Annotated in this window: 24 protein-coding genes; 7 read left to right on the forward strand and 17 right to left on the reverse strand. The window is 74.1% G+C overall.

The genetic code is table 11. The features are described 5' to 3' along the window. Positions 1-71 precede the first annotated feature (71 nt). On the forward strand, positions 72-599 hold the full coding sequence (locus tag FRZ03_RS29610; protein WP_146468158.1) for a hypothetical protein: 528 nt from the start codon (positions 72-74) through the stop codon (positions 597-599). Positions 600-628: 29 nt separating this feature from the next. Here FRZ03_RS29610 and hemC read toward each other — a convergent pair whose 3' ends face one another. The 4 genes from hemC to FRZ03_RS29630 all read right to left on the reverse strand — a co-directional run bounded on the left by hemC (position 629) and on the right by FRZ03_RS29630 (position 4,019). Then, on the reverse strand, positions 629-1,570 hold the full coding sequence (gene hemC, locus FRZ03_RS29615; RefSeq protein WP_186785687.1) for a hydroxymethylbilane synthase: 942 nt from the start codon (positions 1,568-1,570) through the stop codon (positions 629-631). Between the two features lie 18 nt (positions 1,571-1,588). Beyond that, the gene (locus tag FRZ03_RS29620; RefSeq protein ID WP_146468213.1) at positions 1,589-2,545 is read right to left on the reverse strand and encodes an ATP-dependent DNA ligase; all 957 of its coding nucleotides are present in this window, start codon (positions 2,543-2,545) and stop codon (positions 1,589-1,591) included. Between the two features lie 116 nt (positions 2,546-2,661). After that, the gene (locus FRZ03_RS29625; RefSeq protein WP_146468160.1) at positions 2,662-3,447 is read right to left on the reverse strand and encodes a helix-turn-helix domain-containing protein; all 786 of its coding nucleotides are present in this window, start codon (positions 3,445-3,447) and stop codon (positions 2,662-2,664) included. 191 nt (positions 3,448-3,638) lie between these two features. Then, the gene (locus FRZ03_RS29630) at positions 3,639-4,019 is read right to left on the reverse strand and encodes an SH3 domain-containing protein (protein WP_146468161.1); all 381 of its coding nucleotides are present in this window, start codon (positions 4,017-4,019) and stop codon (positions 3,639-3,641) included. A gap of 260 nt (positions 4,020-4,279) precedes the next feature. On the opposite strand from FRZ03_RS29630, the gene FRZ03_RS29635 reads away from it, so the two are divergent. Further along, positions 4,280-4,801 carry a MarR family winged helix-turn-helix transcriptional regulator gene (locus FRZ03_RS29635; protein ID WP_146468162.1) on the forward strand — a complete coding sequence of 174 codons (522 nt, stop codon included), beginning with the start codon at positions 4,280-4,282 and terminating at the stop codon, positions 4,799-4,801. A gap of 148 nt (positions 4,802-4,949) precedes the next feature. Beyond that, the gene (locus tag FRZ03_RS29640; protein WP_146468163.1) at positions 4,950-5,417 is read left to right on the forward strand and encodes a peroxiredoxin; all 468 of its coding nucleotides are present in this window, start codon (positions 4,950-4,952) and stop codon (positions 5,415-5,417) included. A 66-nt stretch (positions 5,418-5,483) separates the two neighbouring features. Here the strand turns inward: FRZ03_RS29640 and FRZ03_RS29645 are convergent, their stop codons facing one another. The 8 genes from FRZ03_RS29645 to FRZ03_RS29680 form a co-directional block, all read right to left on the reverse strand. Beyond that, the gene (locus tag FRZ03_RS29645; protein WP_146468164.1) at positions 5,484-5,918 is read right to left on the reverse strand and encodes a cupin domain-containing protein; all 435 of its coding nucleotides are present in this window, start codon (positions 5,916-5,918) and stop codon (positions 5,484-5,486) included. A gap of 113 nt (positions 5,919-6,031) precedes the next feature. Continuing rightward, positions 6,032-6,637, reverse strand: a complete 606-nt coding sequence (locus tag FRZ03_RS29650) for a DNA polymerase ligase N-terminal domain-containing protein (protein ID WP_146468165.1) — start codon at positions 6,635-6,637, stop codon at positions 6,032-6,034. Between the two features lie 61 nt (positions 6,638-6,698). Next, positions 6,699-7,529, reverse strand: coding sequence for an aldo/keto reductase (locus FRZ03_RS29655; RefSeq protein WP_146468166.1), 831 nt, complete (start codon positions 7,527-7,529; stop codon positions 6,699-6,701). Between the two features lie 126 nt (positions 7,530-7,655). Further along, complete coding sequence (locus tag FRZ03_RS29660) at positions 7,656-8,684, reverse strand: LLM class flavin-dependent oxidoreductase (RefSeq protein ID WP_146468167.1); 1,029 nt, start codon at positions 8,682-8,684, stop codon at positions 7,656-7,658. A 133-nt stretch (positions 8,685-8,817) separates the two neighbouring features. Continuing rightward, positions 8,818-10,062, reverse strand: coding sequence for an oxygenase MpaB family protein (locus tag FRZ03_RS29665; protein ID WP_146468168.1), 1,245 nt, complete (start codon positions 10,060-10,062; stop codon positions 8,818-8,820). Positions 10,063-10,143: 81 nt separating this feature from the next. Then, on the reverse strand, positions 10,144-10,821 hold the full coding sequence (locus FRZ03_RS29670) for a DUF5701 family protein (protein WP_146468169.1): 678 nt from the start codon (positions 10,819-10,821) through the stop codon (positions 10,144-10,146). 83 nt (positions 10,822-10,904) lie between these two features. Beyond that, positions 10,905-11,888 carry an alpha/beta fold hydrolase gene (locus tag FRZ03_RS29675; protein WP_146468170.1) on the reverse strand — a complete coding sequence of 328 codons (984 nt, stop codon included), beginning with the start codon at positions 11,886-11,888 and terminating at the stop codon, positions 10,905-10,907. Between the two features lie 37 nt (positions 11,889-11,925). Beyond that, entirely contained in the window at positions 11,926-12,588 is a 663-nt protein-coding gene (locus FRZ03_RS29680) for a serine hydrolase (protein WP_146468171.1), read from the reverse strand. A 296-nt stretch (positions 12,589-12,884) separates the two neighbouring features. Between FRZ03_RS29680 and FRZ03_RS29685 the strand changes: the two genes are divergently transcribed. Then, positions 12,885-15,320, forward strand: coding sequence for a M4 family metallopeptidase (locus tag FRZ03_RS29685; RefSeq protein WP_464862631.1), 2,436 nt, complete (start codon positions 12,885-12,887; stop codon positions 15,318-15,320). A 70-nt stretch (positions 15,321-15,390) separates the two neighbouring features. On the opposite strand, the gene FRZ03_RS29690 is transcribed toward FRZ03_RS29685, so the two are convergent. The 3 genes from FRZ03_RS29690 to FRZ03_RS29700 form a co-directional block, all read right to left on the reverse strand. Then, a complete protein-coding gene (locus FRZ03_RS29690; RefSeq protein WP_146468172.1) occupies positions 15,391-16,590 on the reverse strand; it encodes a glycoside hydrolase family 64 protein in 1,200 nt (399 codons plus the stop codon). Positions 16,591-16,784: 194 nt separating this feature from the next. Continuing rightward, complete coding sequence (locus FRZ03_RS29695; protein ID WP_146468173.1) at positions 16,785-17,540, reverse strand: dienelactone hydrolase family protein; 756 nt, start codon at positions 17,538-17,540, stop codon at positions 16,785-16,787. Between the two features lie 148 nt (positions 17,541-17,688). Continuing rightward, entirely contained in the window at positions 17,689-18,309 is a 621-nt protein-coding gene (locus FRZ03_RS29700) for an L-threonylcarbamoyladenylate synthase (RefSeq protein WP_186785688.1), read from the reverse strand. 283 nt (positions 18,310-18,592) lie between these two features. Here FRZ03_RS29700 and FRZ03_RS29705 point away from each other — a divergent pair, with 283 nt between their 5' ends. Then, positions 18,593-20,122, forward strand: a complete 1,530-nt coding sequence (locus FRZ03_RS29705) for a helix-turn-helix domain-containing protein (RefSeq protein WP_261399398.1) — start codon at positions 18,593-18,595, stop codon at positions 20,120-20,122. A 355-nt stretch (positions 20,123-20,477) separates the two neighbouring features. Next, the gene (locus FRZ03_RS29710) at positions 20,478-20,651 is read left to right on the forward strand and encodes a hypothetical protein (RefSeq protein WP_186785689.1); all 174 of its coding nucleotides are present in this window, start codon (positions 20,478-20,480) and stop codon (positions 20,649-20,651) included. A gap of 21 nt (positions 20,652-20,672) precedes the next feature. On the opposite strand, the gene FRZ03_RS29715 is transcribed toward FRZ03_RS29710, so the two are convergent. Together FRZ03_RS29715 and FRZ03_RS29720 are read right to left on the reverse strand one after the other, a co-directional pair. Continuing rightward, a complete protein-coding gene (locus tag FRZ03_RS29715) occupies positions 20,673-21,143 on the reverse strand; it encodes a hypothetical protein (protein ID WP_146468176.1) in 471 nt (156 codons plus the stop codon). Between the two features lie 208 nt (positions 21,144-21,351). Continuing rightward, entirely contained in the window at positions 21,352-22,464 is a 1,113-nt protein-coding gene (locus FRZ03_RS29720) for a PP2C family protein-serine/threonine phosphatase (RefSeq protein ID WP_146468177.1), read from the reverse strand. 224 nt (positions 22,465-22,688) lie between these two features. Here FRZ03_RS29720 and FRZ03_RS29725 point away from each other — a divergent pair, with 224 nt between their 5' ends. Beyond that, complete coding sequence (locus tag FRZ03_RS29725) at positions 22,689-23,597, forward strand: GNAT family N-acetyltransferase (protein WP_146468178.1); 909 nt, start codon at positions 22,689-22,691, stop codon at positions 23,595-23,597. Positions 23,598-23,610: the final 13 nt, after the last annotated feature.

The following is a 23,610-nucleotide window of genomic DNA, read 5'->3' on the forward strand; positions in this document are numbered from 1 at the left end:
CCCGGCGCATTCCGCTCATTTGACAGTGCGCTGAGCCCACAGATAGACACTCCGGGGTCGAGAGGGGCAGTGTGTACGAGCCGAACGTGGTCGGTGACTGGCAGGAGTACGAGGAGCATGCCGGTCTGCGGGTCCGCGTCCACCGCCTGGCGGCGGGCGAGCCGCCGCGCGGACGCGATGACGCCGCTGCCGGGCTGACGTACTTCAGTGTCCGGGTGACGGTCGAGAACCGCGGCGTGCGGCCCTTCGGCGTCCATCTGGAGGACGGACAGGTCGACATCCGCGTCGGCCCGGACGGCGAGGGCGCGTTCATCGACTGGCGCAACTCGCAGTTCATCGAGGGCTTCGACGTCCATCCGCTGCGCCGCGCCACCGCCGTCCTCTACGCCGCCGCCCCCGAGGCCGCCCTCACCCACGTGGATGTGCAGGTGCAGCTGCGGGTGGACGAGGAGTGGACCGACCGCAGGCTGTGGGCCGGCGGCACCGGTCTGGCGGAACCGGCCGGGACGGCCGCCCTCGCGGGCTGTGGTCCCGCCGCCGACCTGGCCCACCAGGTCAGCGCCTTCCTGAAGGAGCAGACGGAGCCGGGCACCGCGTAACCGGCGCCCGGCGGCCAGTAGGTGCGCGCTCAGTGCGCGATGCCGTCGATGATCTCCCGCGCGCCCTGCCGCAGCAGCGCCACCGCGACCGAGGTGCCGAGCGTCGCCGGGTCGAGCCGGCCCGCCCACTCGTGGGCGTTCAGCCGGGTCTTGCCGTCCGGCGTGAACACGCAGGCGCGCAGGGAGAGTTCGCCGCTGCGCTCCACGCGCGCGTATCCGGAGATCGGGCTGTTGCAGTGCCCTTGGAGCACATGCAGGAACATCCGTTCGGCCGTCGCCTCCCGGTGGGTGTCCGGGTCGCCGAGCCCGCTGACCGCGTCGATCAGCTCGGTGTCGTCCTCCCGGCACTGGAGGGCGAGGATGCCCGCGCCGATCGCCGGCATCATCGTCTCCGTCGACAGCACCTCGCTGATCACGTCGGTCCGGCCGATGCGCTCCAGCCCGGCGACCGCGAGCAGCAGCGCGTCCGCCTCGCCGTCGGCCAGCTTCTGGAGCCGGCGGTTGGCGTTGCCGCGGAAGGGCACGCACTCCAGGTGCGGGTGCGTGGCGGCCAGTTGGGCGATCTTGCGGACCGCGGAGGTGCCGATCCGGGTGCCGGCCGGCAGCTCGTCCAGGGTGAGCCCGCCCGGGTGCACCAGCGCGTCGCGGATGTCGTCCCGCTTCAGGAACGCGGCGAACACCGTCCCGGCGGGCAGCGGCCGGTCCGCGGGCACGTCCTTGACGCAGTGCACCGCGAGATCCGCCTCGCCGGCCAGCAGGGCCGCGTCCACCTCCTTGGTGAACGCCCCCTTGCCCTCCACCGTGGACAGCGAGCCCAGCCACTTGTCGCCGGTGGTCTTCACGGGGACGACCTCGGTGCGCACCCCGGGGTGAAGGGCCGCCAACTCGGCGCGGACTCGCTCGACTTGGGCCAGGGCCATGGGCGAGTCACGGGAGACGATTCGGATCAGTTCGGGAACCGGCATGCGCACACGATAGACCCGTGACCCTCAGTCGGCGCCCCCGGGCAGGTCCGCGGCCGAGTCCTCGGGGGTGAGATCGGGGCGCAGCCGCAGCCAGGACGGCTGGCGCAGCATCCCCGAGCGGGTACGGGTGCTGTAGGAGACCTCGCCGACCAGGCGGGGCCGCACCCAGCGGGCCCGGAGGACGCGGGGCACCGGTTCGAAGGGGCACCGCTCGCTCGCCGCGTCCCGCAGCAGCTCCGCCAGCGCCGTCCGCTCGGTCTCGCTCCAGCCGGTGCCCACCCCGCCGACGTAGCGCAGCCGGCCGGCCGCGTCCCGCTGGCCCACCAGCACCGCGCCGGGCAGCCCGGTCAGCCGTCCCTTTCCGGGCAGCCAGCCGCCCACGATCACGTCCTCCGCCCGCGTGTTGCGGATCTTGATCCAGGCGCGGGAGCGCACTCCGGGCTCGTAGACGGAATCGAGCCGCTTGCAGACCAGGCCCTCCAGGCCGTGCTCCCGGGTGGCCGCGAGCGCCTGGGCGCCGTGCCCGGTCAGCGCGCCCGGCGTCGACCAGTGCGGCCCGGCGAGGCCCAGCTCCGTCAGCCGGGCCCGGCGCCGTTCGTACGGCTGCCGCAGCAGCGGTTCGGCCAGATAGGGCACGTCGAACAGCACCAGGTGCACCGGCACCCGCGCGGCCCGGTGGGCGGCGCGCGCGGGCGCGTGGGCGAGCCCCATCCGGCTCTGCAGCAGCTGGAAGTCGGCCCGGCCGTGCGCGTCCAGGGCCAGCACCTCGCCGTCCAGGATCGCGGGCGTGCCGCCGAGCGCGCCGCCCAGCGGCCTCAGTTCCGGGTAGGCCCCGGTGATCTCCTCGCCCGAGCGGGCGCGCAGCACCACACCGCCGTCCCCGGGCAGATAGACCATCACCCGCTGCCCGTCCTGCTTGGTCTCGTACGCCCACCGCGCGTCCTGCGCGGCGGGCGGCAGCGAGCCGGGGGTGGCGAGCATGGGCGCGATGAGCGGCAGGGCTGCGGCGGTCACGGCAGAAGATGTCGACCGTTCCCGCCCGCCTCACGCGCCTTCGGCCACCGGTTCCCCTGAACGGGGTGCGGGGACCGCCGGGCTCAGTCCCGGTCGCCCGGCGGCCCGTCCGCCTCCAGACCCGTGCACACCACCTCCCCGTCCACCTCGGCGCAGGCCGCCACGCCCCGGGGCGAAGTCACCGGCAGCATCGGGCTGTTGGTCCCCGTGGTGTCGTCCGCCGGATAGTTCGCGGTGAGGACGTTCTCGCCCGCCCGCACCGACACCTCCCGGGCGTGACGGACGCGCATCCGCACCTCGGACCAGGCGGTGCCGCAGGACGGCGAGTAGCGCAGCCGTACGACATAGGCCGGGTCGGTGACCTCGCTGGGGGTCTGCGCGTCCCGGGCGCAGAAGGACGCGCCGGGCAGCACACCCTGGCAGGAGGGGCCGTGGCAGCGCGGCACCGAGGCCAGGGGCCGGGCCGCGGGCGCGGGCGCGGACCCCGGGCGCCCGGAGAGGGCCACGGTGGCGGCCACCGCCGTGGCCGCGCCGAACAGCGCGAGCGCGGACACCGGGAGCCACAGCGGCAGCCAGGAGGGCCGCCTGCCGCGGGGCGCCTGGTCGGGCGGGTCCGGGGGAGCGGGCACGTCGGCCGCCTCCCACAGCGCCAGTACGGTCGCGGGATCGGCGTCGGCCAGCCGGCACAGGGCCTCCACCGCGGGCCTCGGCGGGCGCTTGCCGCCCGAAAGATAGCGGTGCCAGGCGGACTTGCTGTAGGGGGTGCGCGCGGCCAGCGCCGCCAGGCTCAGCCCCGTACGGTCCTTCAGCTCGCGCAGTCTCACCACCAGTGACTCGTCCGGCGCGGTCGATCCTTGGGGGTGCCGCATCGTGCGTTCCTCGACTCCCATTCCTGTATGGGCGTTTCGCCCCTGTTGCCGGAATGGCTTCCCTGCCGAGCGGCGGCTGCAACACCGGACGAGGTATGGGCGGGGTCAAGCACCCCTGTGCCGAAGGCCTGTTCGGGACGCGGTTCCCGGACAGGCCCTCGGCGGTCAGTGGTCGATGCGGCGTTCGGACGTCAGCACCAGGGGACGTACCGGCCGGTGCGCACGTAGTGGGCGGAGACGTAGCCCCGGTGGTCCGGGAGCCGGTACCACAGGCGGTTGCCGTGCACCCGGGAGCCGTGGGACTTGCAGCTCACGGAGATGAGCCGGCGGGCGTCCCGGTGGCCGACGATCCGGTAGCGGGTACCCGGTCCGGAGCGGACGTTGAGCCGGCCGCGCTGGGTGGCGACCCGGCCGGTGAGGTAGTGGTGGGTGCGGTCGGGGTGCGGGGCGGCGACCGCGGCCACCGGGTGCGCGGCGACCGTGCTCGCCGCGGCGGCACCGGCCGTCACGGGAAGGAGCGCGAGCACCGCGGCCGCGGCCGGCAGGACGCTCTTGAGGGCCCGTCGGATCATGGAAACCTCCGGCTGTCGATCTCGTGACCACGAGCAGTGATCACGCCGCCCAGCCTTGCCGTGACCAGCGGTCACCATGCCGGTCCGGCGTCCCCCGGGACGGCCCGGGACGTCCCGGGACACGGGCGCCGAGGTCCCGTGCGCCTCGCCTGCCGGGCCGCGCGGGACCCGGTGGGCGTGCCGCGCGGACGAGGATCGTGCCGCCAGTCGTACCGGGACGAAAAGGTTGAGTCGGGCAATGTCCGCGTACACTCGGAGGCATGCCCGCGCCCTCGCCGTCCGGACCGCCCGCGCCCTGCCCGGAGATCGCCGAGATCGAGCGCGCCCTCAACCGCATCACCTACCTCGGCATGCGCACCCGGCACCACGACCGGATGCGCGCGCTGACCGGCATCACCCTGGACCGGGCCGCCGTGGCACTGCTGCGGCAGATCGCCGACTGCGAGTCACTGCGGCCGGGCGAGATCGCCCACCGGCTCGGCGTGGAGGCCTCGCACGTGACGCGGACGGTGCAGCAGCTCCAGCGGGCGGGCTACGTCGCCCGGGTCCCCGACCCGGACGACCGGCGCGCCCAGCGCATCCGGCTCACCGACGCCGGGCGGCGGGCCGTCGAACGGATCAGGGCGGCCGGGGCCGACGAGATGCGGCTCGCCCTCACCGGCTGGCGGCCCGAGGAACTGCGGCAGCTGGCCACGCTCTTCCACCGCATGGTCGACGACTTCCTCGCGTACTCGGCGCAGGTCGGCGCCGGGCCGGAGGCGAGCGCCGAGGGCGCCGGCTGAGCGGCTCCCGCGGAAGCGGCCGTGCGCACGGGCCGCACGGCGCCGTACCGTCCAGTAATATCCGGCGGCAGGCCATCCGAGGAGGAACCGTGCCCCGCTGTGAACGCCCGCTGCCGCCACCCGCCGCCGGACCCGCGAGGGCGCGGTCATGAGCGCGCGGATCGAGGTCGGAGACCGGGTCGAGGACTTCGCCCTGCCCGACGAGACCGGCACCGTCCGCAGGCTCACCGACCTGCTGGCCGACGGCCCCGTGGTGCTCTTCTTCTACCCCGCCGCCCTCACCCCGGGCTGCACCGCCGAGGCCTGCCACTTCCGTGACCTCGCCGCCGAGTTCGCCGCGCTCGGCGCCCGGGCCGTCGGGATCAGCGGCGACGAGGTGGGAAAACAGCGGGAGTTCGCCGGGCGGCACACCCTCGGCATGCCGCTGCTGTCCGACGCCGACGGCGCGGTCCGCGAGCGGTTCGGGGTCCGGCGCGGCTTCACCCTCGCCCCCACCAAGCGCGTCACCTTCGTCATCGGCCCGGACCGCACCGTCGTCGAGATCGTCCGCAGCGAGCTGCGCATGAACACCCACGCCGACAAGGCCCTCGCGGCCCTGCGCGCCCACCGGGGCTGACCCCCGGCCCCGCCCTCGTCCGACGGGCGGGGCCGGAGGACCGCTCCCCGGCGGCCGGCCGCCGTCCTACTGGAAGGAGCAGCCCGGGTTCGGCGCGTCCTCGGAGAAGGGGGCGCCGTGCGGCAGCACGTACCACACGTCGAGGACGACCGGCGTGTCACCGAGGTTGCGGCCTATGTGCACATGCCCGGGCCCGGCGGGCTCCTGGACGCGCGAGCCCGTCCGGTACACGCCGTCCGAGGCGCAGGAGGAGTCGAAGTGGCTCAGCGTGCCCTGTCTGACCACGCCGTACAGCGGGCCGTCGTGGTAGTGCCAACCGGTGCTCTGGCCCGGCGGGACGGTGATCTCGCGCAGGGTGTAGTCGGTGCCGTCGACGGTCCGCTCGGTGATCGTGCGGGCCGTCACCCCGGGGCCCGGCGGGGTCGCCCCGGCCGTGCCACAGGTCAGTACGGTGGCCGCGGTCACGGCGCCGATCAGGGCGCCGCGCAGTGCTGTGCGCATACGGAAGCCTCCAGCGAAGCGAAGGATGTCGGCGCGAACATAGGCGCAAAGCGATCACGTTGTGGCCGGAACCGGTCAATCCCTTTCAGTGGGTCGCGCGTTGCCACCGTCCCTCACCCCTCGCCGCCGTCCGCCGCCACCTGCGCGAGGGTGCGTCCGGTGCGCACCGAGCGGGCCCGCCGGGGGTCGGGGGTGCCGTGCCCCGCGCCGGCCGGGCCCTTGCGCACCAGCAGCCAGGCGTCCTCCCCGTCCCTGCTCTGGAAGCGGGTCAGGGCGTACTCGCCGCGCAGCTTGGCGCCGTGCAGCCGGAACGTGGCGTGCCCGCGCGCCAGCGACTCGGCGAAGTCCACCGGCCGCCCCCGCCGGTCATGGCTCAGCGGTTCGTACGTCCCGCGGTCCCACACGATCACGGTGCCCCCGCCGTACTCGCCCTTCGGGATCACGCCCTCGAAGTCCTCGTACGCCAGAGGGTGGTCCTCGGTCGGTACGGCGAGCCGCTTGTCCCCGGGGTCGGCGGACGGTCCCCTCGGCACCGACCAGGACTTCAGCACGTCGTCCACCTGGAGCCGGAAGTCGAAGTGCATCCGGCGCGCGTCGTGGATCTGCACCACGAACCGCGGCCGGCCGCCGCCCCCGGACGCCTGCCCGCCCGAGGGCTCCCGGGTCCGCTCGAAGTCACGCCTGCCGCGGTACGTCCGCAGCCTGTCCTCCGCTGCCACGTGCGGCTCCTTCCGTGCGTCCGCCTCACGGGCCCCGGGTACCCCCTCCCCGGTGGAAGGCTCAGAACTCCTCGTGGGTCTCCGGGTCCCCGCCGAGCCGGTGCGCGGCGTGCCGGGCGATCGCCGCCATCTCGTCCGAGTCCAGCTCGAAGCCGAAGACGTCCAGGTTGGCGCGCTGCCGCTCGGGATCGGCCGACTTGGGGACGGGCAGCGCACCCAGCTGGAGGTGCCAGCGCAGCAGCACCTGCCCGGGGCTCACGCCGTGCGCCGCGGCGATCCGGGCGACCTCCGGGTCGGCCAGCAGATGGCCGCCCCGGCCCAGCGGGCTCCAGCTCTCGGTGAGGATGCCCTGGTCCGCGTGGAAGGCGCGCAGCTCCTCCTGCGGGAACAGCGGGTGCAGCTCGATCTGGTTGACCGAGGGCAGCACCCCGGTCTCCTTCTCCAGGCGCACGATGTGCTCCGGGGTGAAGTTGGAGACGCCGATCGAGCGGACCAGCCCCTCCTCCCGCAGTTCGATCATCGCCTTCCAGGAGTCGACGTACTTGCCGACCCGGGGGTTGGGCCAGTGGATCAGGTACAGGTCCACGTACTCCAGCCCGAGGCGCCGCCGGGACTCCTCGAAGGAGGCCAGGGTCTCCTCGTAGCCGTGGTGGCGGCCCGGGAGCTTGGTCGTCACCACCACCTCCTCGCGGGGCACCCCGCTGCCGGCGAGGGCCCGGCCGACGCCGGTCTCGTTGCGGTAGTTCGCCGCGGTGTCCACCAGTCGGTAGCCCAGGCCGAGGGCGCCGCGTACGGCCCGCTCGGCCGCCGTGTCGTCCAGCGGCCAGGTGCCGAGGCCGATGGCGGGGATCGCCGTGCCGTCGTTGAGCGTGTGCGCCGGTATGCCGTTCACGTTGGGACCTTCCCTCGACAGTGTCGTGCCTCCAGCCTCACCGACAGGGCGAGTGGCGATCAACCGGACGGACGGGAGGGAGCGGCGCCCGACCGGCTGCGCGCCGAGCACCGGCCCGCCGGTGCGTCAGCCGGCCGGCCGCCAGCCGAGCGCGGGGCCCAGCTTCGTCGCCATGTCGGTGAGGATCTGCACGTAGTCCTCGTGTCCGAAGGTGAACGGCAGCGCGAAGGCGACCTCGTCCACCTCGCGGAACGCGGCGTCCGCGCGCAGCCGTTCGGCCAGTTCCTCGGACGTGCCGACCAGGTCCGGCGCGAACAGCAGCCGGGTCGGGCCCTGCGGCGCACCGGTGCGGGGCAGCCGCCGGGCGGCGTACTCGGCGTACTTGGCGCGCTGTGCGGGGGTCGCCGAGTCGGTGGGGATCACCACCAGGCCCTGCGAGACCCGGGCCGCCGCGCCGTCGGGGTGGTGCGCCCGGAACTCCCGGACGAGGGACAGCTGCAGCTCCGCGAAGTCGTACGGTCCCTCTGGGTGCTCGGCCTTGACGACGCTGCTGGTCAGGAAGTTCATCCCGTGCTCGCCCGCCCAGCGCGCGGAGCGGAGGCTGCCGCCGCCGTACCACAGCCGCCGGCCGAGCCCGGGGGAGTGCGGCTGGACGGCGTCGCTGAACACCTCGAAGCCCTCCGTCCCGCTGAAGTCGCTGGCGGGCTCGCCGCGCACCAGGTCCAGCAGCCGCCGCACGCGCGCGTACCCGAAGTCCTCGGCGCCGGCGGTGTCCGGGTACAGCGCGTCCCGCACCCGTTCGTAGTGCATCGGCGGGCCCACGCTGACGCCCGGGTTCAGCCGCCCGCGGGACAGCACGTCGACGGTCGCCAGGTCCTCGGCGAGCCGCAGCGGGTTCTCCCAGCCCAGCGGGATCACCGCCGTGCCGAGTTCGATGCGGCGGGTGCGCTGGGAGGCGGCGGCGAGGACGGCGACCGGAGACGAGATGCCGTACTGGAGGTGGCGCTGGCGGACCCAGGCGCTGTCGAAGCCGAGCCGCTCGCCCAGTTCGACGAGCTCCAGAGTGGACTCGTGACCCCGCGCCGGGTCCGCCGGATCGAACAGGCCGATGGTGAGGAAGCCCAGTTTGCGCAGAGGGCGGGGGACGGACGGCACGGGCTCCTCCGGCGGTCGTACATCGGTTCGGTTCCGTCTCGAGTCTGACAGTCGAATGTGACAACCGTGTGATCGGTTTTCCCGCACCGGCGCCGACGCCGCTCGCGAGCACGGTGAACTCGGTGCCCCCGGTTCAGAGCGGCAGCGGGCCGACCCGTGGGCGGGCTCCGGCGAAGAGCAGGGCGCCGCGCCGCTCCCGGAACCGCTCGCCCGCGCGTTCCAGGACCAGGCGGCCGCGCTCGGTGCGCCCGAGCAGCAGTGAGGCGGCGAGGTTCTTGGCCAGCACGGGCGGCACCGCCCAGGGCAGCGTCACCGGGATCCGGAGCTCTTCGAGGCACTCCCCGCCCAGGAAGCACCGGAGCATGCCGAGCAGCCGGGCCCGCGCGTAGGCCGCCCGCAGCGGGTTCGTGCGGGCCTCGGTCAGCCGGCGCTGTCCCCGCAGGATCGCCTCGGTGAGGTCGGCGCCCGCCGGGGTCTGGCCGTCCTGCGCCAGCAGCACGTGGTAGTTGAAGACGTTCTGCTCGCGTTCGGTGTCGAACAGCCAGTCCTCGTCCACCCCGAGCAGCAGGCCGACGTACTTCCACAGGTGCATCACGGCCCGCGCGTCCGCGGCGCTCACCCACCAGCCGAGCGCGCGGGCGCCGAGCAGCAGGGTGCTGCTGAACAGGCCCAGCGTGCCGGCCCGGTCGGACTGGTTGACGGGCAGCCCCCATTCGTGGACGTCCCAGCGGCCGTTGCGCTCGAACCGGTCGTTGACGAGCGCGTGCATCACCCGCACGTGGACCGTGAGCCGGAACCCCTCCCCGTCGCGCCGCAGCCCGCCCGGCCGGGCCACGGCGTGGGTCCACGTCTCCGTCTCGCCGAGCCGCCGCATGGCCGTCGCGCCGGACAACCCGCCCGTGGCGACCAGCAGTTCGGCCGGACCACCGAACCGGTAGCCGCCGATCAGGGACAGTTGCAGCAGCACGTCGTTCGCGGTGCGCCCGAGCCGCCGGACCACGCCGGCGCCCCGCTCGATCAGGTCGAAGTCCACCCACGCGGGCACGGCGTCGACCAGCGCGAAGAACCGCACCAGCTCCGGCGGGGCGTCGGGGACGGCCTGGATCCCCTCGTTCAGCGCCCGGTCGAACTGGGCCATGGTGACGCGTTCGGCACCGGGGCGGCCGTCCCGGCGCATGGCGCGCGCCAGCGCCGCCCCCGGCTCGTCGCGGGCGTACATGCGGCGCCCGATCCGGTCGAGCAACTCCTCGTCCACGTGCCGCACCCCGGCCACCCGGCGCAGTATCCGGCCGATCCGCCGCCCCCGCTCCTCGCCCCGGCGGAAGCGGCGCGGATACGCGGACACCGCGGCCGCCTCCTGCGCACGGGGTGTCGTCATGCCTCGATGCTGACATGGAGGGCAAGGCGCGTTCAATCGGCGCCGGCGGACCGGTCCCGGCCCGCCGCGCCCGGCCGCCCGCTACGCCCCGGGCACCTCGCGGCCCGCCGCCGAGGCGAAGCCCAGCCAGGGGTGGCGGTTGCGCCACCAGCACCAGCCCACCTTGGGGGCGTCGCGACGCTCCCGGCCGTCGCGGCCGGTGCCGTTGCTGATCCAGAGCGCCGGGGTGCGGGAGTCCAGCGTGCCGTCGGCCTTGCGCAGCCGGGAGCCGATGGTCATGAAGCAGTGGTTGCGCTCCAGGGCGGCCGGCTGCTGGAGCACCCAGTGGATGCCCTCGGTGACCAGCAGGGGGGTGCGGCGCCGGGCGGTCAGCGCGGGCAGCGCCTCCGCCGGGCTCCAGTCGGCCAGGTGGTCGCCCCGGTCGAGGCCGGTGAGGAGGTAGAGCGGGGCCTCGGGCAGGGTGCGGGCGTCGAGCGGGGCGAAGAGGTCGACGTCGGTCATGTCGGCGACGACGAATCCCGGTCGGCCCTCGCGGCGCAGCAGCGGGGCGAGGGCCGAGGCGGGGGCCAGGTCCGGGTGCACGGCGAGCAGCGCGCCCGCGCCGCCCGCGAGGGTCTCGGCGCGGGCGGCGAAGGCGCGGACGCCGGCGGGCGGCAACCCGGCGATCTCCGGCACCCCGCTCTCGATCAGCCGCTCGGCCTGTGCGCTCAGGGCGGGGAGCGGCGGAAGGGAAGTGGCGGTGGGCACGGTCTCGGACACGACGCTCCTCGGCACGGGACGGCGGACGGGCCCCCGCACAACGAGCCGGCCCACCGGAGGGTTCCCGCGGACCGGGCGCGCTGTCAGCGGGGCAGCGCGCCGAGCCAGTCGATGAGCAGCCGGTTGGTCTCGTCGGGGCGTTCCTGCTGAATCCAGTGGCCGCAGCCGTCCAGGACATGGGAGGACACCAGGCCGGGCAGCGTGACCGGGAACGCCTTGATGGCGCCGGCCAGCCATGACGTGGTGGCGTCCAGGGCGCCGCCGAGGAACAGGGACGGCTGGGTGAGGGGCGCGCCGTCGTAGGCGGCGAGGTCCTCCCAGTCGCGGTCCATGGCACGGTAGCGGTTGAGCGCTCCGGTCATGCCGGTGCGCTCGAACTCCCCGGCGTAGAAGTCGAGATCGTCCTCGCCGAGCCACCCGGGCAGCCGGCCGGCGGGGAAGCGGTCGCGCAGGGTGCCGCCCCGGCTCGCGAAGTACGGTGCGGGGGCGCCGGGTCCGGGCATGGTGTCGGCGGACAGGGCCGCGTAGAAGCCCGCCAGCCAGCCGCGCACATCGGGCTCCATCTCGGCCTCGGCGCGGCCGGGCCGCTGGAAGTAGGAGATGTAGAACTCCTCGTCGCCGCCGCTCATCGCGGCGAAGACATCGCTGGGGCGGGGCCCGCTGCGCGGGGAGTAGGGAACGCTGAGCATCCCCACCGCCGAGAAGACGTCCGGCCGGACCAGGGCGGAGCCCGTGGCGATGGCCGAGCCCCAGTCGTGGCCCACGATCACCGCCGACTCCTCGCCCAGCGCGTGCACCACCGCGACGTTGTCCTCGACCAGGTCGAGCAGCCGGTACGCGTCGGTCTCGGCGGGTTTGGAGGAACGGCCGTAGCCGCGCACGTCGACGGCGACGGCCCGGTACCCGGCCGCGGCGAGGGCCGGCAGCTGGTGGCGCCAGGAGTACCAGGACTCCGGGAAACCGTGCACGAGCAGCACCAGCGGTCCGCTGCCCTGCTCCACGAGGTGGGTCCGGCCGCCCGGCGACGGGACCAGCCGGTGGGTGAACTCGGTGGGGTGGTGCGGCATGTGCCCTCCTGTGGGCGGATCGAAAACAGCGGGTCCGTCAGATGGTCCGGTGCGCCGGCGAGGCGATGGCCCGCGCGGTCACGGCTCCGACGGCGGCGTCGGCCGCGGCGTCGTCCGAGCCCGGCCGGGACCTGGTGAACACGGCGGCGGCGTACCGGCGGCCGTCCGGGAAGGAGACGACGCCGACCTCGTTGCGTACGATCCCGGCCGGGCCGCCGCTCTCGGCCGCCACCCGCACGGGCGTCCGGAACGCGCTCGCGATCCGGTGCCGGGTGAGCTGCCGGGCCGCGCGGGCGCCCACCGGGACGCAGGCGCCGAGGGGGCCCGGCCGCCCGGTCCGGAGCAGCCGGAGCGGGGTGACCGTGTCGGGTGTCGGCGGCCATGCCGCCGGCAGCCGTGCGCCGACGCCGGCCGACTCCTTCGCCGACGCGCGGGCCGACCGGGGGACCGCCTCGGCCCGGCCCGTGTGCCCGCCCTCCTGCCCGATGGAGCCGGTCGCGCTCCGCGGATCGCGGACCACCACCGAGCCGGTCGGTCCCGGCCGGGCGGCCGCCTCGACGACCGGGGACGGCACCACGGTCTCGCCGGCGCGCGGCCCGAACTCCGCGTCCCGGGCCAGGGAACGGACCGACCGGGAGCCCGTGCGCCCCGCCCGGTCGAAGATCGTCCGCACCGCGTCGTCCACCATGCGGTCGATCATGCCAGGGCGGTGCCGGGGCGGCCGGCCGGCCCGGCCGCGACGGCTCCCAACCCGTGTTTCATGAACGTGAATTGGCGACCCGGGAAGCACACAGCGACGTCATAGGGAAAACCCTCGATTGACCTCCGGCCTGGTGACATGGACGGGTCAAGGCTGTCATTCTCCCAGCGCACGCTGATCCCCCACGGTCGGATCACGCACCACGGTCCCCGCACAGCGCACCCCTCCGGACAGCAGACCCGGCTGCCCGGTCCCTCACCGGCCGCGACCCGGCGGCCTTTGCAGGAGGAGTAAGAGTGAGACCCCACAGATCCGTTTCTCACGGGCGTCCGTCCCAAGGACGTCCCTCCCGCAAGCGGGCCACGGTCGGAGCCGCCCTGCTCTCCACCGCGGCCTTCCTCGCGATCGGCATGCAGGCCGTCCCGGCGACCGCGACGCCCGCCGCGCACCACCTCAGCCCGCTGCGCACCGGTGCCCTGGAGGCCAAGCTCAGCCCGGCCCAGCACAAGGCCCTGATCCAGAGCGCCCAGGACAAGACGGCCGACACCGCGCGCACCCTCGGCCTCGGCGCCAAGGAGAAGCTGGTCGTCCGGGACGTCGTCAAGGACGCCGACGGCACGCTGCACACCCGCTACGAGCGCACCTACGACGGCCTGCCCGTCCTGGGCGGCGACCTCGTCGTGCACACCCCGCCCGCCTCGCTGGCCGCCGGGACCGTGACCACGACCTGGAACAACAAGCACAAGATGGCGGTGTCCTCCACCACCGCGACCGTCGCCAAGTCGGCCGCCGAGAGCAAGGCGCTGAAGACCGCCAAGGCCCTCGACGCCGCCAAGCCCGCCGCCGACAGCGCCCGCAAGGTGATCTGGGCCGGCAGCGGCACCCCGAAGCTCGCCTGGGAGACCGTGATCGGCGGCTTCCAGGACGACGGCACGCCCAGCAAGCTGCACGTCATCACCGACGCCACCACCGGCAAGGAGCTGTACCGGTACCAGGGCATCGAGACCGGCGTCGGCAACACCCGCTACAGCGGCCAGGTCTCGCTGACCACGACCCAGTCGGGCTCGTCGTACACCCTGACCGACGGCACGCGCGGCGGGCACAAGACGTACAACCTGAACCACGGCTCCTCCGGCACCGGCACCCTGTTCTCGCAGACCAGCGACACCTGGGGCGACGGCACCAACTCCAACGCCGCCACCGCGGGCGCGGACGCCGCCTACGGCGCGCAGGAGACGTGGGACTTCTACAAGAACACCTTCGGGCGCAGCGGCATCAAGAACGACGGCGTCGGCGCCTACTCCCGCGTCCACTACGGCAACGCCTACGTGAACGCGTTCTGGGACGACAGCTGCTTCTGCATGACGTACGGCGACGGCAGCGGGAACAACGACCCGCTGACCGCGCTGGACGTGGCCGGCCACGAGATGAGCCACGGTGTCACCTCCAACACCGCGGGCCTCAACTACAGCGGCGAGTCCGGCGGCCTGAACGAGGCCACCTCGGACATCTTCGGCACGGGCGTGGAGTTCTACGCGAACAACTCGTCCGACCCCGGTGACTACCTCATCGGCGAGAAGATCGACATCAACGGCAACGGCACCCCGCTGCGCTACATGGACAAGCCGAGCAAGGACGGCGGCTCGGCGGACAGCTGGTACTCGGGCGTCGGCAACCTCGACGTGCACTACTCCTCGGGTCCGGCGAACCACATGTTCTACCTGCTGTCCGAGGGCAGCGGCACCAAGACGATCAACGGTGTCACGTACAACAGCCCGACCTCCGACGGTGTCGCCGTCACCGGCATCGGCCGCGACGCGGCCCTGCAGATCTGGTACAAGGCGCTGACGTCCTACATGACGTCCAGCACCAACTACGCCGGTGCCCGCACCGCCGCCCTCAACGCCGCCTCCGCGCTGTACGGCGCCAACTCCGCGCAGTACGCGGGCGTCGGCAACGCCTTCGCGGGCATCAACGTGGGCAGCCACATCACCCCGCCCAGCAACGGCGTGACGGTCACCAACCCGGGCAGCCAGTCCTCCACCGTGGGCACCGCGGTCAGCCTCCAGGTCCAGGCGTCCAGCACCAACAGCGGCGCCCTCACCTACAGCGCCTCCGGCCTGCCCACCGGCCTGTCCATCAACGCCTCCACCGGCGTCATCTCCGGCACGCCCACCACGGCCGGGACCTACAGCACCACCGTCACGGTGAAGGACTCCACCGGCGCGACCGGCACCGCGACCTTCACCTGGACCGTCGGCACCGGCGGCGGCGGTGGCGGCTGCACCTCGACCCAGCTGCTGGCCAACCCGGGCTTCGAGTCGGGCAACACCGGCTGGACCGCGAGCAGCGGCGTGATCACCACCGACACCGGTGAGCCGGCGCACGGCGGCTCCTACAAGGCCTGGATGGACGGGTACGGCACCTCGCACACCGACACCGTGTCCCAGTCGGTGACCATCCCCGCGGGCTGCAAGGCGACCCTCTCCTTCTACCTGCACATCGACACCGCGGAGAGCGGCAGCACCGCCTACGACAAGCTGACGGTCACCGCCGGCTCGACGACCCTGGCGACGTACTCCAACGTCAACGCGGCCTCCGGTTACGCCCTGAAGACCTTCGACCTGTCCTCGCTGGCGGGCCAGACGGTCACCCTGAAGTTCAACGGCGTCGAGGACGTCTCGCTGCAGACCAGCTTCGTCGTGGACGACACGTCCCTGACCACCGGCTGATCCGCACCACCTGAAGACCCGAGGGTCCCGTTCCCCGGCAGCCGGCCGGGGAACGGGACCCTTCTCGTGCTCAGTTCATCGGATCCAGGGTGAGGTACGCCTGCTGCGGGGCGCCGTCGTTCACCAGGGACTCCTGGTTGCCGACGTCGTCGAAGGCGAACGCGTAGGCCTTGCCGTCGGCCATCTGCCCGTGGACCGCCCGCGCGTACTGGTTGGTCACCGCGTCCTGGTAGAAGTCACCGGGCGTGGTGTCCGGCTGGTCCGCACGGGTCAGCAGGGTGGAGCGGTTGAAACCGGCGCACAGCGTGCGGGAGATGGGCCCGCGGACGGCGTCGTTGGGCGCGTCCAGCAGCTTGTGGCAGCCGAACACGCTGTCCGCGTCGGGCTTCTGGAAGGTGGTGACGACCGCGCCCGAGGAGTCGGTGAAGTTCATGACACCGCCCGAGACCCGGCCGTAGAACTTCTTGCCGGGCTGGTCGGCGAAGGGGGTGACGGTCAGCGTCGACGTCGTGTACTTCTGCCAGACCCGGTTGACGTAGTCGTCCATCACGTTGGCGGGCAGCGCCCCGGTCTCCACGCCGTACAGCGGCGCGAGCGCCCGCAGCACCGTGCCGTCCGACCGCGTCTGCACCAGCCCCGACCAGCCGCCCGGCTGGGCGCGCAGGGCACTGAAGAAGCCCGACCAGCCGCCCTGTTTCAGCCGGCCGGTGGTGCTCACGGTGCCGTCGGAACGCCGCACGCCGACGGAGTACGGCGCCGAGAACATGTCCACCTGGGTGCTGTTGAGCCACAGCCCGGAGTCGTTGAGCGTGTACTCGGACCAGTTGAAGAGGGTGTCGCGGTTGGGGTCGGACGGGTTCTGCACGGCCGGCTGCACCAACCCGCCGGTGGCGAGCCGGAAATCCAGCTTGCGGCCGTAGGAGAAGTAGATCCGCCCGGAGAACTTCGGAACGCGGATCGTGAGGGACTGGCCGGCGGCCGGGCCGGGAATCGCCGCGTCCGGCGCGGGAACGGGCGGATTGCCGCCCGCGGGCCAGGCGTGGAACGCGCCGCCCGCGTCGGCCCAGCCCTGCCGTCCCGAGGACAGCTGGGTGCCGAGATCGTAGAGGTAAACGGGCTCGGTGCGGCCCGAGTTGTTGGTGACGGTCAGCGCGATGGTGTCCGGTACGGCGGCCGCGGCACGGTCGGGGGAACCGAACGCGAGCGCTCCGCCGAGGAGTGCCGCCGTGGCAACCAGCGCTGCCGCGGGGCGAGTCGGGATGTACGGCACTCTTCACCTCCGTGTGGGGGGCGGGGTCGTACGGACTCCGTTTCTTGGTCCGTACCTGTGTGAGAGCGCTCTCAGCGTGGGGCTGAAGTTGCGTGCATGTCAATGAGCGGGCCGCAAAAGGCACTTCGCCCGCGCCGCCCGGCGCCCGCCTGCGCGGCGGGCGCCACGGGCCGCTGCCGCGCGGTGCGGACGGCTCAGAAGGTGCGGTCGAGCAGGGCCAGCAGCGCCGCCCAGTGCCGCTCGTCGGCCTGCCGGTCGTAGGCGGGGGTGTCCGCCTGGGTGTAGCCGTGCTGGGCGCCCCGGTACACCTCGGACGTGTAGCGCACACCGGCCGCGTCCAGCGCCTCGCCCAGCTCGCGGATCTGCTCCTCCGGCATGGAGGCGTCCTGGTCCGCGAAGCCGAAGTACAGCTCGGCGGTGACGTTCCCGGCGCCGCGGTGCGGGCTGTCCGGGGCGTCGGTGACCAGCCTGCCGCCGTGGAAGCCGGCCGCCGCCGCCACCCGGTCCGGATGGGTGGCGGCCGTGCGCAGGGCGAGCCGGGCGCCCATGCAGTAGCCGGTCAGCGCCACCGGACCCGCGGCGACGAACGGGCTGTCCGCCAGGAAGCCCAGGAACGCGTCGGCGTCGCGCCGGCTCTGCTCGGGGGTCAGGGAGCCCATCACCGGGCCGATCCGCTGCCAGATGGTCGGGTCGGCCGACGGGTCGATGAACTCCGGCAGCTCGCCGAGCGGGGTACGGCCGTGCCGGTAGAAGACGTTCGGCACCAGGACCGTGTAGCCGGCGGCCGCGAGCCGGTCGGCCATCGACCGCAGCTGCGGGCGCAGACCGTAGGCGTCCTGGTAGAACAGCACGCCCGGATGCGGCTCGCCGTCCGCGGGACGGGCGAGGTAGGCGTCGGCGGTGCCGTCCTCGGTGGTGATGTCGACGGATGTTCCCTGTACGTCGGTCATGCTGACGGGCCTCCTGGGGAGTCGGTGGCGGACGGCGGGTGCCCCGGCGTCCCGCGGGCACGCGGCTGCGCGGGGCACGCCGGGCACGTCTCATGCTGCCACGCAAGATCCACGGGCTCGCGGCCGGTCCGCCGTACCGCCGCCGCGCTCACTCGAACCGCGAGGTGTCCCCGGCGCCCCGCCGGACGATCTCCGCCTCCCCGCCGGAGAAGTCGACCACCGTCGTCGGCTCGGTGCCGCAGTCCCCGGAGTCGACCACCGCGTCCACCACGTGGTCGAGGCGGTCCTTGATCTCCCAGCCCTGCGTCAGCGGCTCCTCCTCGTCCGGCAGCAGCAGCGTGCTGGACAGCAGCGGCTCGCCCAGCTCGGCCAGCAGCGCCTGGGTGACCACGTGGTCCGGGATGCGCACGCCGACGGTCTTCTTCTTCGGGTGCATCAGCTTGCGCGGCACCTCGCGGGTGGCCGGCAGGATGAAGGTGTAGCTGCCGGGCGTGGACGCCTTCACGGCCCGGAACACGTCGTTGTCCACCCGCACGAACTGACCGAGCTGCGCGAAGTCCCGGCACATCAGGGTGAAGTGGTGCCGGTCGTCCAGATGTCGGATCGCCCTGATCCGGTCCATCCCGTCGCGGCTGCCCAGCCGGCAGCCCAGCGCGTAGCAGGAGTCGGTCGGATACGCGATGAGCGCCTCCGACCGCACCGCGTCGGCGATCTGCGCGATGCTGCGGGCCTGCGGGTTCTCCGGGTGCACGTCGAAGTACTTCGCCATTCGTCGAGCTTATGCGGTGGGAGCCGGCACGACGGGCAGCCGGGGGCGTGGCCCGCCCGGCGTCCGCGGGGAAGACCGCGAAACCTGGGGTGTACAGACCGGATTCCCGGGCACCCGAAGGGCGAGTCGCCCGGAGTCCCCCGTCCGGGCGCGGCACCTTCGCCGGCGGTCCGCCCTCCGGACCGCCGGCGGAGCCATGTCCGGAGGGGACGGGGGGATGAACTCTCCGGTAACGTCCCGCTGCGCAGACCGAGACCGACCGGGACGACAGGGAGAGGGGCACGTGGCGCGCCGAGCGGAAGAGGAGCCGCAGCCGTACGGGAGCGACGGCTGGGCGCGGGAACTGCTCGACCAACTGCGCCCCGCCGGACGCGACGTGAACCGGCTGGTGGCCTGGCTCGCCCGCGGCACCGGTTCCTCGGTGTGCCTGCGGGACGCGCGCGGCACCCTGCTCGCCGAGGCGGGGGAGCGGCTGTCCCTCGACGCCTCCGTCGTCGCCGACGTGGCCGCGGGCCGGGTCTCCGCCGCGGCGCTGGACGACGGCACTCGCCATGCCCGCCTGGTCGGGATACGGCACCCCGGACCGGACCCGGCCGCCTCCGCCGTGCTGGCCGTGGCCCGCCGGGACCCCTTCGACCGGCACACCACGGATATCCTCGGGCACACCGCGGGCGTCCTCGAACTGCTGCTGCGCGAGCGCGAGCTGGCCCATGCCGACCACCGGCTGCGGCGGGCCACCGCCGATCTGCGCCTCGCCATCCTGCAACTGCTGATGGTGGAGGACACCGTCTCCGCCCGCCGCGTCGCCGCGGGCCTGTGGCCGGGGCTGCTGGAGAAGGACACCGCGCGCGTCTACGTCATCGAGGGCTCCGCCGCCGAACGCGCCCGGATCGCCGACGAGTGCGGCGTGGCCACCGGCGGCGGGGCGCTCGTCGTGCGCTGCCCCGCGATGGACGGACACGTCATCGTGCTCGGCCCGGCCACCGAGGTGGGGGAGCGGCTGCGCTCCCTGGTCGCCGCCCGGCCCGGCACCTACCTCGGCGGCAGCCCCCGCCAGCGCCTCGCCCTGACCGCCACCGCCTACGGACAGGCGGTCAGCGCCCTCGCCGTGGCCCGCTTCCGCCCGGAACGGGCCGCCGTGTACGCCGAACGCACGCGCCCCGCCCGCCTGATGGACCCCGTCGCGCTGCGCGCCTGGTCGGCCGCCGTGCTGCGCCCGCTCGACACCCTGGCCCATCACATCCGCGCCGAACTGCTCGCCACCACCCGGCTCGGCCTGGAGTTCACCGCGGTGAGCGCGGCCAAGGTGCTCGGCGTGAGCCGCAACACGGTGCGCGCCCGGATGGACCGGGTCGCCGCGCTGATCGGCGCCGACTTCTCCGCCCTCACCGTCCGCGCGGTGGCGCACGTCGCGCTGAACACCGAGGCGGCGCAGGGGCCGTACGACCCCGACGGCACGGCCCCCGTCCCGCCGGTCCGGTTCGCGGACCTGCTCGGCTCCGCCGCGCTGCGCTCGTGGGCCGAGGGCCTGCTCGGACGTCTCGACCAGGACGGCCGGGACCTGCGCGGCACCCTGCGCGCCTGGCTGGCGGCCGACGCCAACGCCGGGCCGGCCGCCGACGCGCGGGGTGTGCACGCCCAGACCGTGCGGGAACACGTGCGGGCCGCCGAACCGGTCCTGGAGCGCCGGCTGCTGACCGGGGGCACCGATCTGTACGAGGTCGTCCTCGCCCACCTCGTCACCGGTGAACTCCCCGTGCCCGCCTGGGGACCGGCGAATGCGGACCAAGCGGACGCGGCTGTGCACAGGTGAGTCCCGGACGCCGCGTGCCGGGCACCGGTGCGCTGGTCCGGACCGTGCGTCGCACGTAAGTTCAGTTCCCGCGGGGCACGACCGGAACGGGGGGCCGGTCGGGGCCCCGCCCCTCATGCCGTTCGGCCCCCGTCGGAGACGGGCTGTTTGTCGGACAGGCGGAAGACCCCGTTCGAGCGATGTCCTCACCCGACCCGGTGAGCCCGCCGCGCCGGGCGTACCGGCGGCGGGCGACGGGCGTTGCCCCGGCAGGAACCACTGGGACCGGATCGGCCGGACGGATCGAATGGATCGGGTGGACCCGATGGACCGGATGCCACGGGGGGATCGGATGGACCGCGTCGAAGCAGCCCGCGTGCCGCGTACCCGGGAGCCGATCTACGCCCGGCTCGTCGCCGAGTGGCGGGCGCAGGGCAGGACCGTGCCCACCGGCCCCGAGGTGCCGTGGACCTCCCTCGCGGGCCTGGCCGATCTCGCCGGACTCGCCCTGCGCACCGGGTCCGGGACCGAGCCGTCCGGGCGTTTCTGAGTCCCGCGGTCGCCCGCCCCGCTAGCGCCCGCCTCCCTGTGCCGCCAGGACCGCCAGCGTGCCGTTGGCCTGGCGCAACGCGTCCTCGAGGGTGCCCGGGGAGTGCAGGGTGCCGGTGCCGTCCGGCGGCACCAGCCACTCCAGGGAGCGGGCGGGCCGGTACGGGGGCGGTACGGCGACCCAGGAGCCCTTGGTCGCGTGGCGCAGCCCGGCCCCCACCCAGCCCCCCGAGGGGTCCGGCGGCAGGAAGAAGCCGACCCGGCCCGCCGTGAGGTCCACCAGGGTCGGGCCCGGCACCGGCAGCGCGGGCTGCCACAGCAGGTCGAGGGTGAGCAGCCCGAGCCGCTCGGGGACGCTGAGCACGTCCCAGAACCGCCCCGCCTCCAGCAGCGCGATCCCCTCGCCGTGGTCCCACTCCCACTTGCACGCCCGTGGATCGGCCGCGGCTGCCGCCAGCCATTCCACGCCCCGCGTCCACATCGTGTTCGTCATGCACTGCTCCGCGTGTTCTCGCTCGCCTGCCATGGGCGCAGGAAACGGCCGTGGCCGGGCACTCCGTGCCCAAGCACAGCAACCCGGCATATGCATGCTCTTAGATATTTCTACATGGCGGAAGGGGTGGCGCGCCCTGGCGTTTGAGGTGGGACGTCGGAACTCCGCGCGGGCGGCCACCGCTTCCCGCGGGGCGCGGGCCGACGTCTCAGGCGGCTTGGCCGCCGGGTTCGGGGGCCAGCACCAGCATGGTCGCGTCGTCGCGGACCTCGTAGCGCAGCCGCGCGAGGTCGGCCCACACCGCGTCGGGCAACCCGCCGTGCCCGGTGTCCGCGAGGGCGGCGAGCCGGTCCGGCAGCGGGTAGAAGGTCCCGGAGCGGGACCGCGCCTCCCAGACGCCGTCGGAGGCCAGCAGCAGCCGGTCGTCCGGCTCCAGCGGCACCGTGACCTCCTTCGGCGGATCGACCCCGACCAGGCCCAGCCCCAGCGGGGTGCCCGGCATGACGGTGATCTCCCGGGCGTCGCCCTCGCGCAGCAGCACCGGCGCCGGATGACCGCAGGCCACCACCCGCATCGTGCGCGCGTCGCCCTCGAACTCCACGAGCAGGGCGGTCGCGAACATCTCCCCGTTCGGCACTCCCGCCGCGTCCACGTCGAGACGGCGGTCCAGCCGGGCCGCCACCTGCTCCAGGTCCTGCTCGTCCAGGACCGCCTCCCGGAACGCCCCCAGCAGCGCCACCACGGTCGCGACCGCCGCGAGCCCGTGCCCGCGGACATCGCCCATCACCGCCCGTACGCCGTACGGCCCTTCGCGCACGTCGAAGAAGTCCCCGCCGACCAGCGTGCCGTTCTCGGCGGCCCGGTAGAAGCCCGTGCAGCGGATGCGCCCGACCCGCTGGGGCAGTGGCGGCATCACGGCCTGCTGCACCGCCTCCCCGATGGCGCGCTCCACCCGCAGCTGGGCGTCGCGGCGGCTGCTCACGAACGCCACGAGCACGCTGAGCAGGGCGACGAACGTGATGGTGAGCAGGTCGGTGTTGCCGGGCCGGTTCAGATGGGTGCCCGGCACGTTCAGCGCCACGACCACCAGGGCGCCGAGCAGGGCGGTGCCGGCGGGGCCGTACGACAGGACGGCCAGCGGCGGGATCGCGCCGAGCAGGAAACCGAGGTCGCTCGCGTGGGGCGTGACGGTCGCGGCGGCGGTCACCGCGGCCAGCAGCAGCACCGGCAGCAGCCGTACCCACCACGGCGGTGGCGCGCCCCGCAACCAGCCGCGATCCTCCTGGCTCCCGCGCGACGACCACCCGCGCACCGATCGCACAAGCCCACGCTACGCCGCCTGCGCGAGGCGGGCCCGACGACGGGTGGCACGGAAAATCCTGTGGACACCGCGGTCGTGGCCCGCATAGCGTGAGGCCGCACGCCCGAGACCGACGGAAGGAGGCGCGTGTCATGGCCACTGTCATCATGCGCTCCCCCCTCCCCGTCGCCCGGGTGTGCCAGGCCTGACCGGGAGCGCCCCCGCATCCCGGAGGAATCCGTTTCATGACCGATCTGGTCATCCGCACGCTCGACGCGAGTAGTGCACACCTGTTCGACACCATGCCCGACCCGCTGCACTTCGCCGAGCGGCACCGGCTGATCGGCTTCCGCCCCGAGTGGCAGCGCATCGCCGTGCGCGACGGCCGCACCGTGGCCCGAGCCGCCTGGTGGGCCCGGCCGGAGGACGCCGAGCCGCTGCTGATCAACTGGTTCGACGTCGCCGAGGGCGAGGAGGCGGCCGGGGCCGAGCTGCTGCGGACCGCCCCGTGGCACCCCGAGGAACTCGAACTCGACCTGCCGCCCGGCTGGCGCGACGACCCCCGGCTGCGGGCCGCCGCCGGCACCCGCGCCGCCGCCGCGCGCTCGGCCGGGTACGAGCCCCTCGTCGAGCGCTTCCTCTACCGCTGGACCCCGCAGTGCGGCCTGCCCGAACGCCCCGGCCGCCTGGTCTTCACCGCCGAGCCGGACGACGCCGTCTTCCACGACCTCCTGCGCCGCATCCACTCCGTCACCCTCGACGCCCACGCCCGCCGGGCCATCGCCGCGGGCGGGGTGGAGCAGGCCGCCCAGGAGGAGATGGACTTCTTCCACTGGATGCCCTCGCCCCGCTCCTGGTGGCAGATCGCCCGCACCCGCACGGGCGAGCCGGTCGGCGTCCACATCCCCGGCCGCAACCCCGCGGGCCCCTGCGTCGGCTTCATCGGCGTCGTCCCCGGGCAGCGCGGCCACGGGTACGCCTACGACCTCCTCGCCGAATGCACCCACTTCCTCGCCGCGCACGGCGCCGAGTTCATCGCCGCCGCCACCGACCAGGGCAACTTCCCGATGGCGGCCCACTTCGCGACGGCCGGCTACCCGGTGGTGCGGGAGCGGGTGAACTTCTGGGCCGAGCGCGTCGGCGGTGCCGGGTGACCCGCTGACCGCC

It is taken from the genome of Streptomyces misionensis, from assembly GCF_007896895.1.
In the GTDB taxonomy this organism is placed as follows: domain Bacteria; phylum Actinomycetota; class Actinomycetes; order Streptomycetales; family Streptomycetaceae; genus Streptomyces; species Streptomyces misionensis_A.

Bases quoted from the DNA above. Each gene is read 5' to 3' on its own strand.
- FRZ03_RS29620 (WP_146468213.1), bottom strand. From the start codon at position 2,545: ATGCTCGCCACCCCCGGCTCGCTGCCGCCCGCCGCGCAGGACGCGCGG.
- FRZ03_RS29625 (WP_146468160.1), bottom strand. From the start codon at position 3,447: ATGCGGCACCCCCAAGGATCGACCGCGCCGGACGAGTCACTGGTGGTG.
- FRZ03_RS29630 (WP_146468161.1), bottom strand. From the start codon at position 4,019: ATGATCCGACGGGCCCTCAAGAGCGTCCTGCCGGCCGCGGCCGCGGTG.
- FRZ03_RS29635 (WP_146468162.1), top strand. From the start codon at position 4,280: ATGCCCGCGCCCTCGCCGTCCGGACCGCCCGCGCCCTGCCCGGAGATC.
- FRZ03_RS29640 (WP_146468163.1), top strand. From the start codon at position 4,950: ATGAGCGCGCGGATCGAGGTCGGAGACCGGGTCGAGGACTTCGCCCTG.
- FRZ03_RS29645 (WP_146468164.1), bottom strand. From the start codon at position 5,918: ATGCGCACAGCACTGCGCGGCGCCCTGATCGGCGCCGTGACCGCGGCC.
- FRZ03_RS29665 (WP_146468168.1), bottom strand. From the start codon at position 10,062: ATGACGACACCCCGTGCGCAGGAGGCGGCCGCGGTGTCCGCGTATCCG.
- FRZ03_RS29675 (WP_146468170.1), bottom strand. From the start codon at position 11,888: ATGCCGCACCACCCCACCGAGTTCACCCACCGGCTGGTCCCGTCGCCG.
- FRZ03_RS29680 (WP_146468171.1), bottom strand. From the start codon at position 12,588: ATGATCGACCGCATGGTGGACGACGCGGTGCGGACGATCTTCGACCGG.
- FRZ03_RS29695 (WP_146468173.1), bottom strand. From the start codon at position 17,540: ATGACCGACGTACAGGGAACATCCGTCGACATCACCACCGAGGACGGC.
- FRZ03_RS29700 (WP_186785688.1), bottom strand. From the start codon at position 18,309: ATGGCGAAGTACTTCGACGTGCACCCGGAGAACCCGCAGGCCCGCAGC.
- FRZ03_RS29715 (WP_146468176.1), bottom strand. From the start codon at position 21,143: ATGACGAACACGATGTGGACGCGGGGCGTGGAATGGCTGGCGGCAGCC.
- FRZ03_RS29725 (WP_146468178.1), top strand. From the start codon at position 22,689: ATGACCGATCTGGTCATCCGCACGCTCGACGCGAGTAGTGCACACCTG.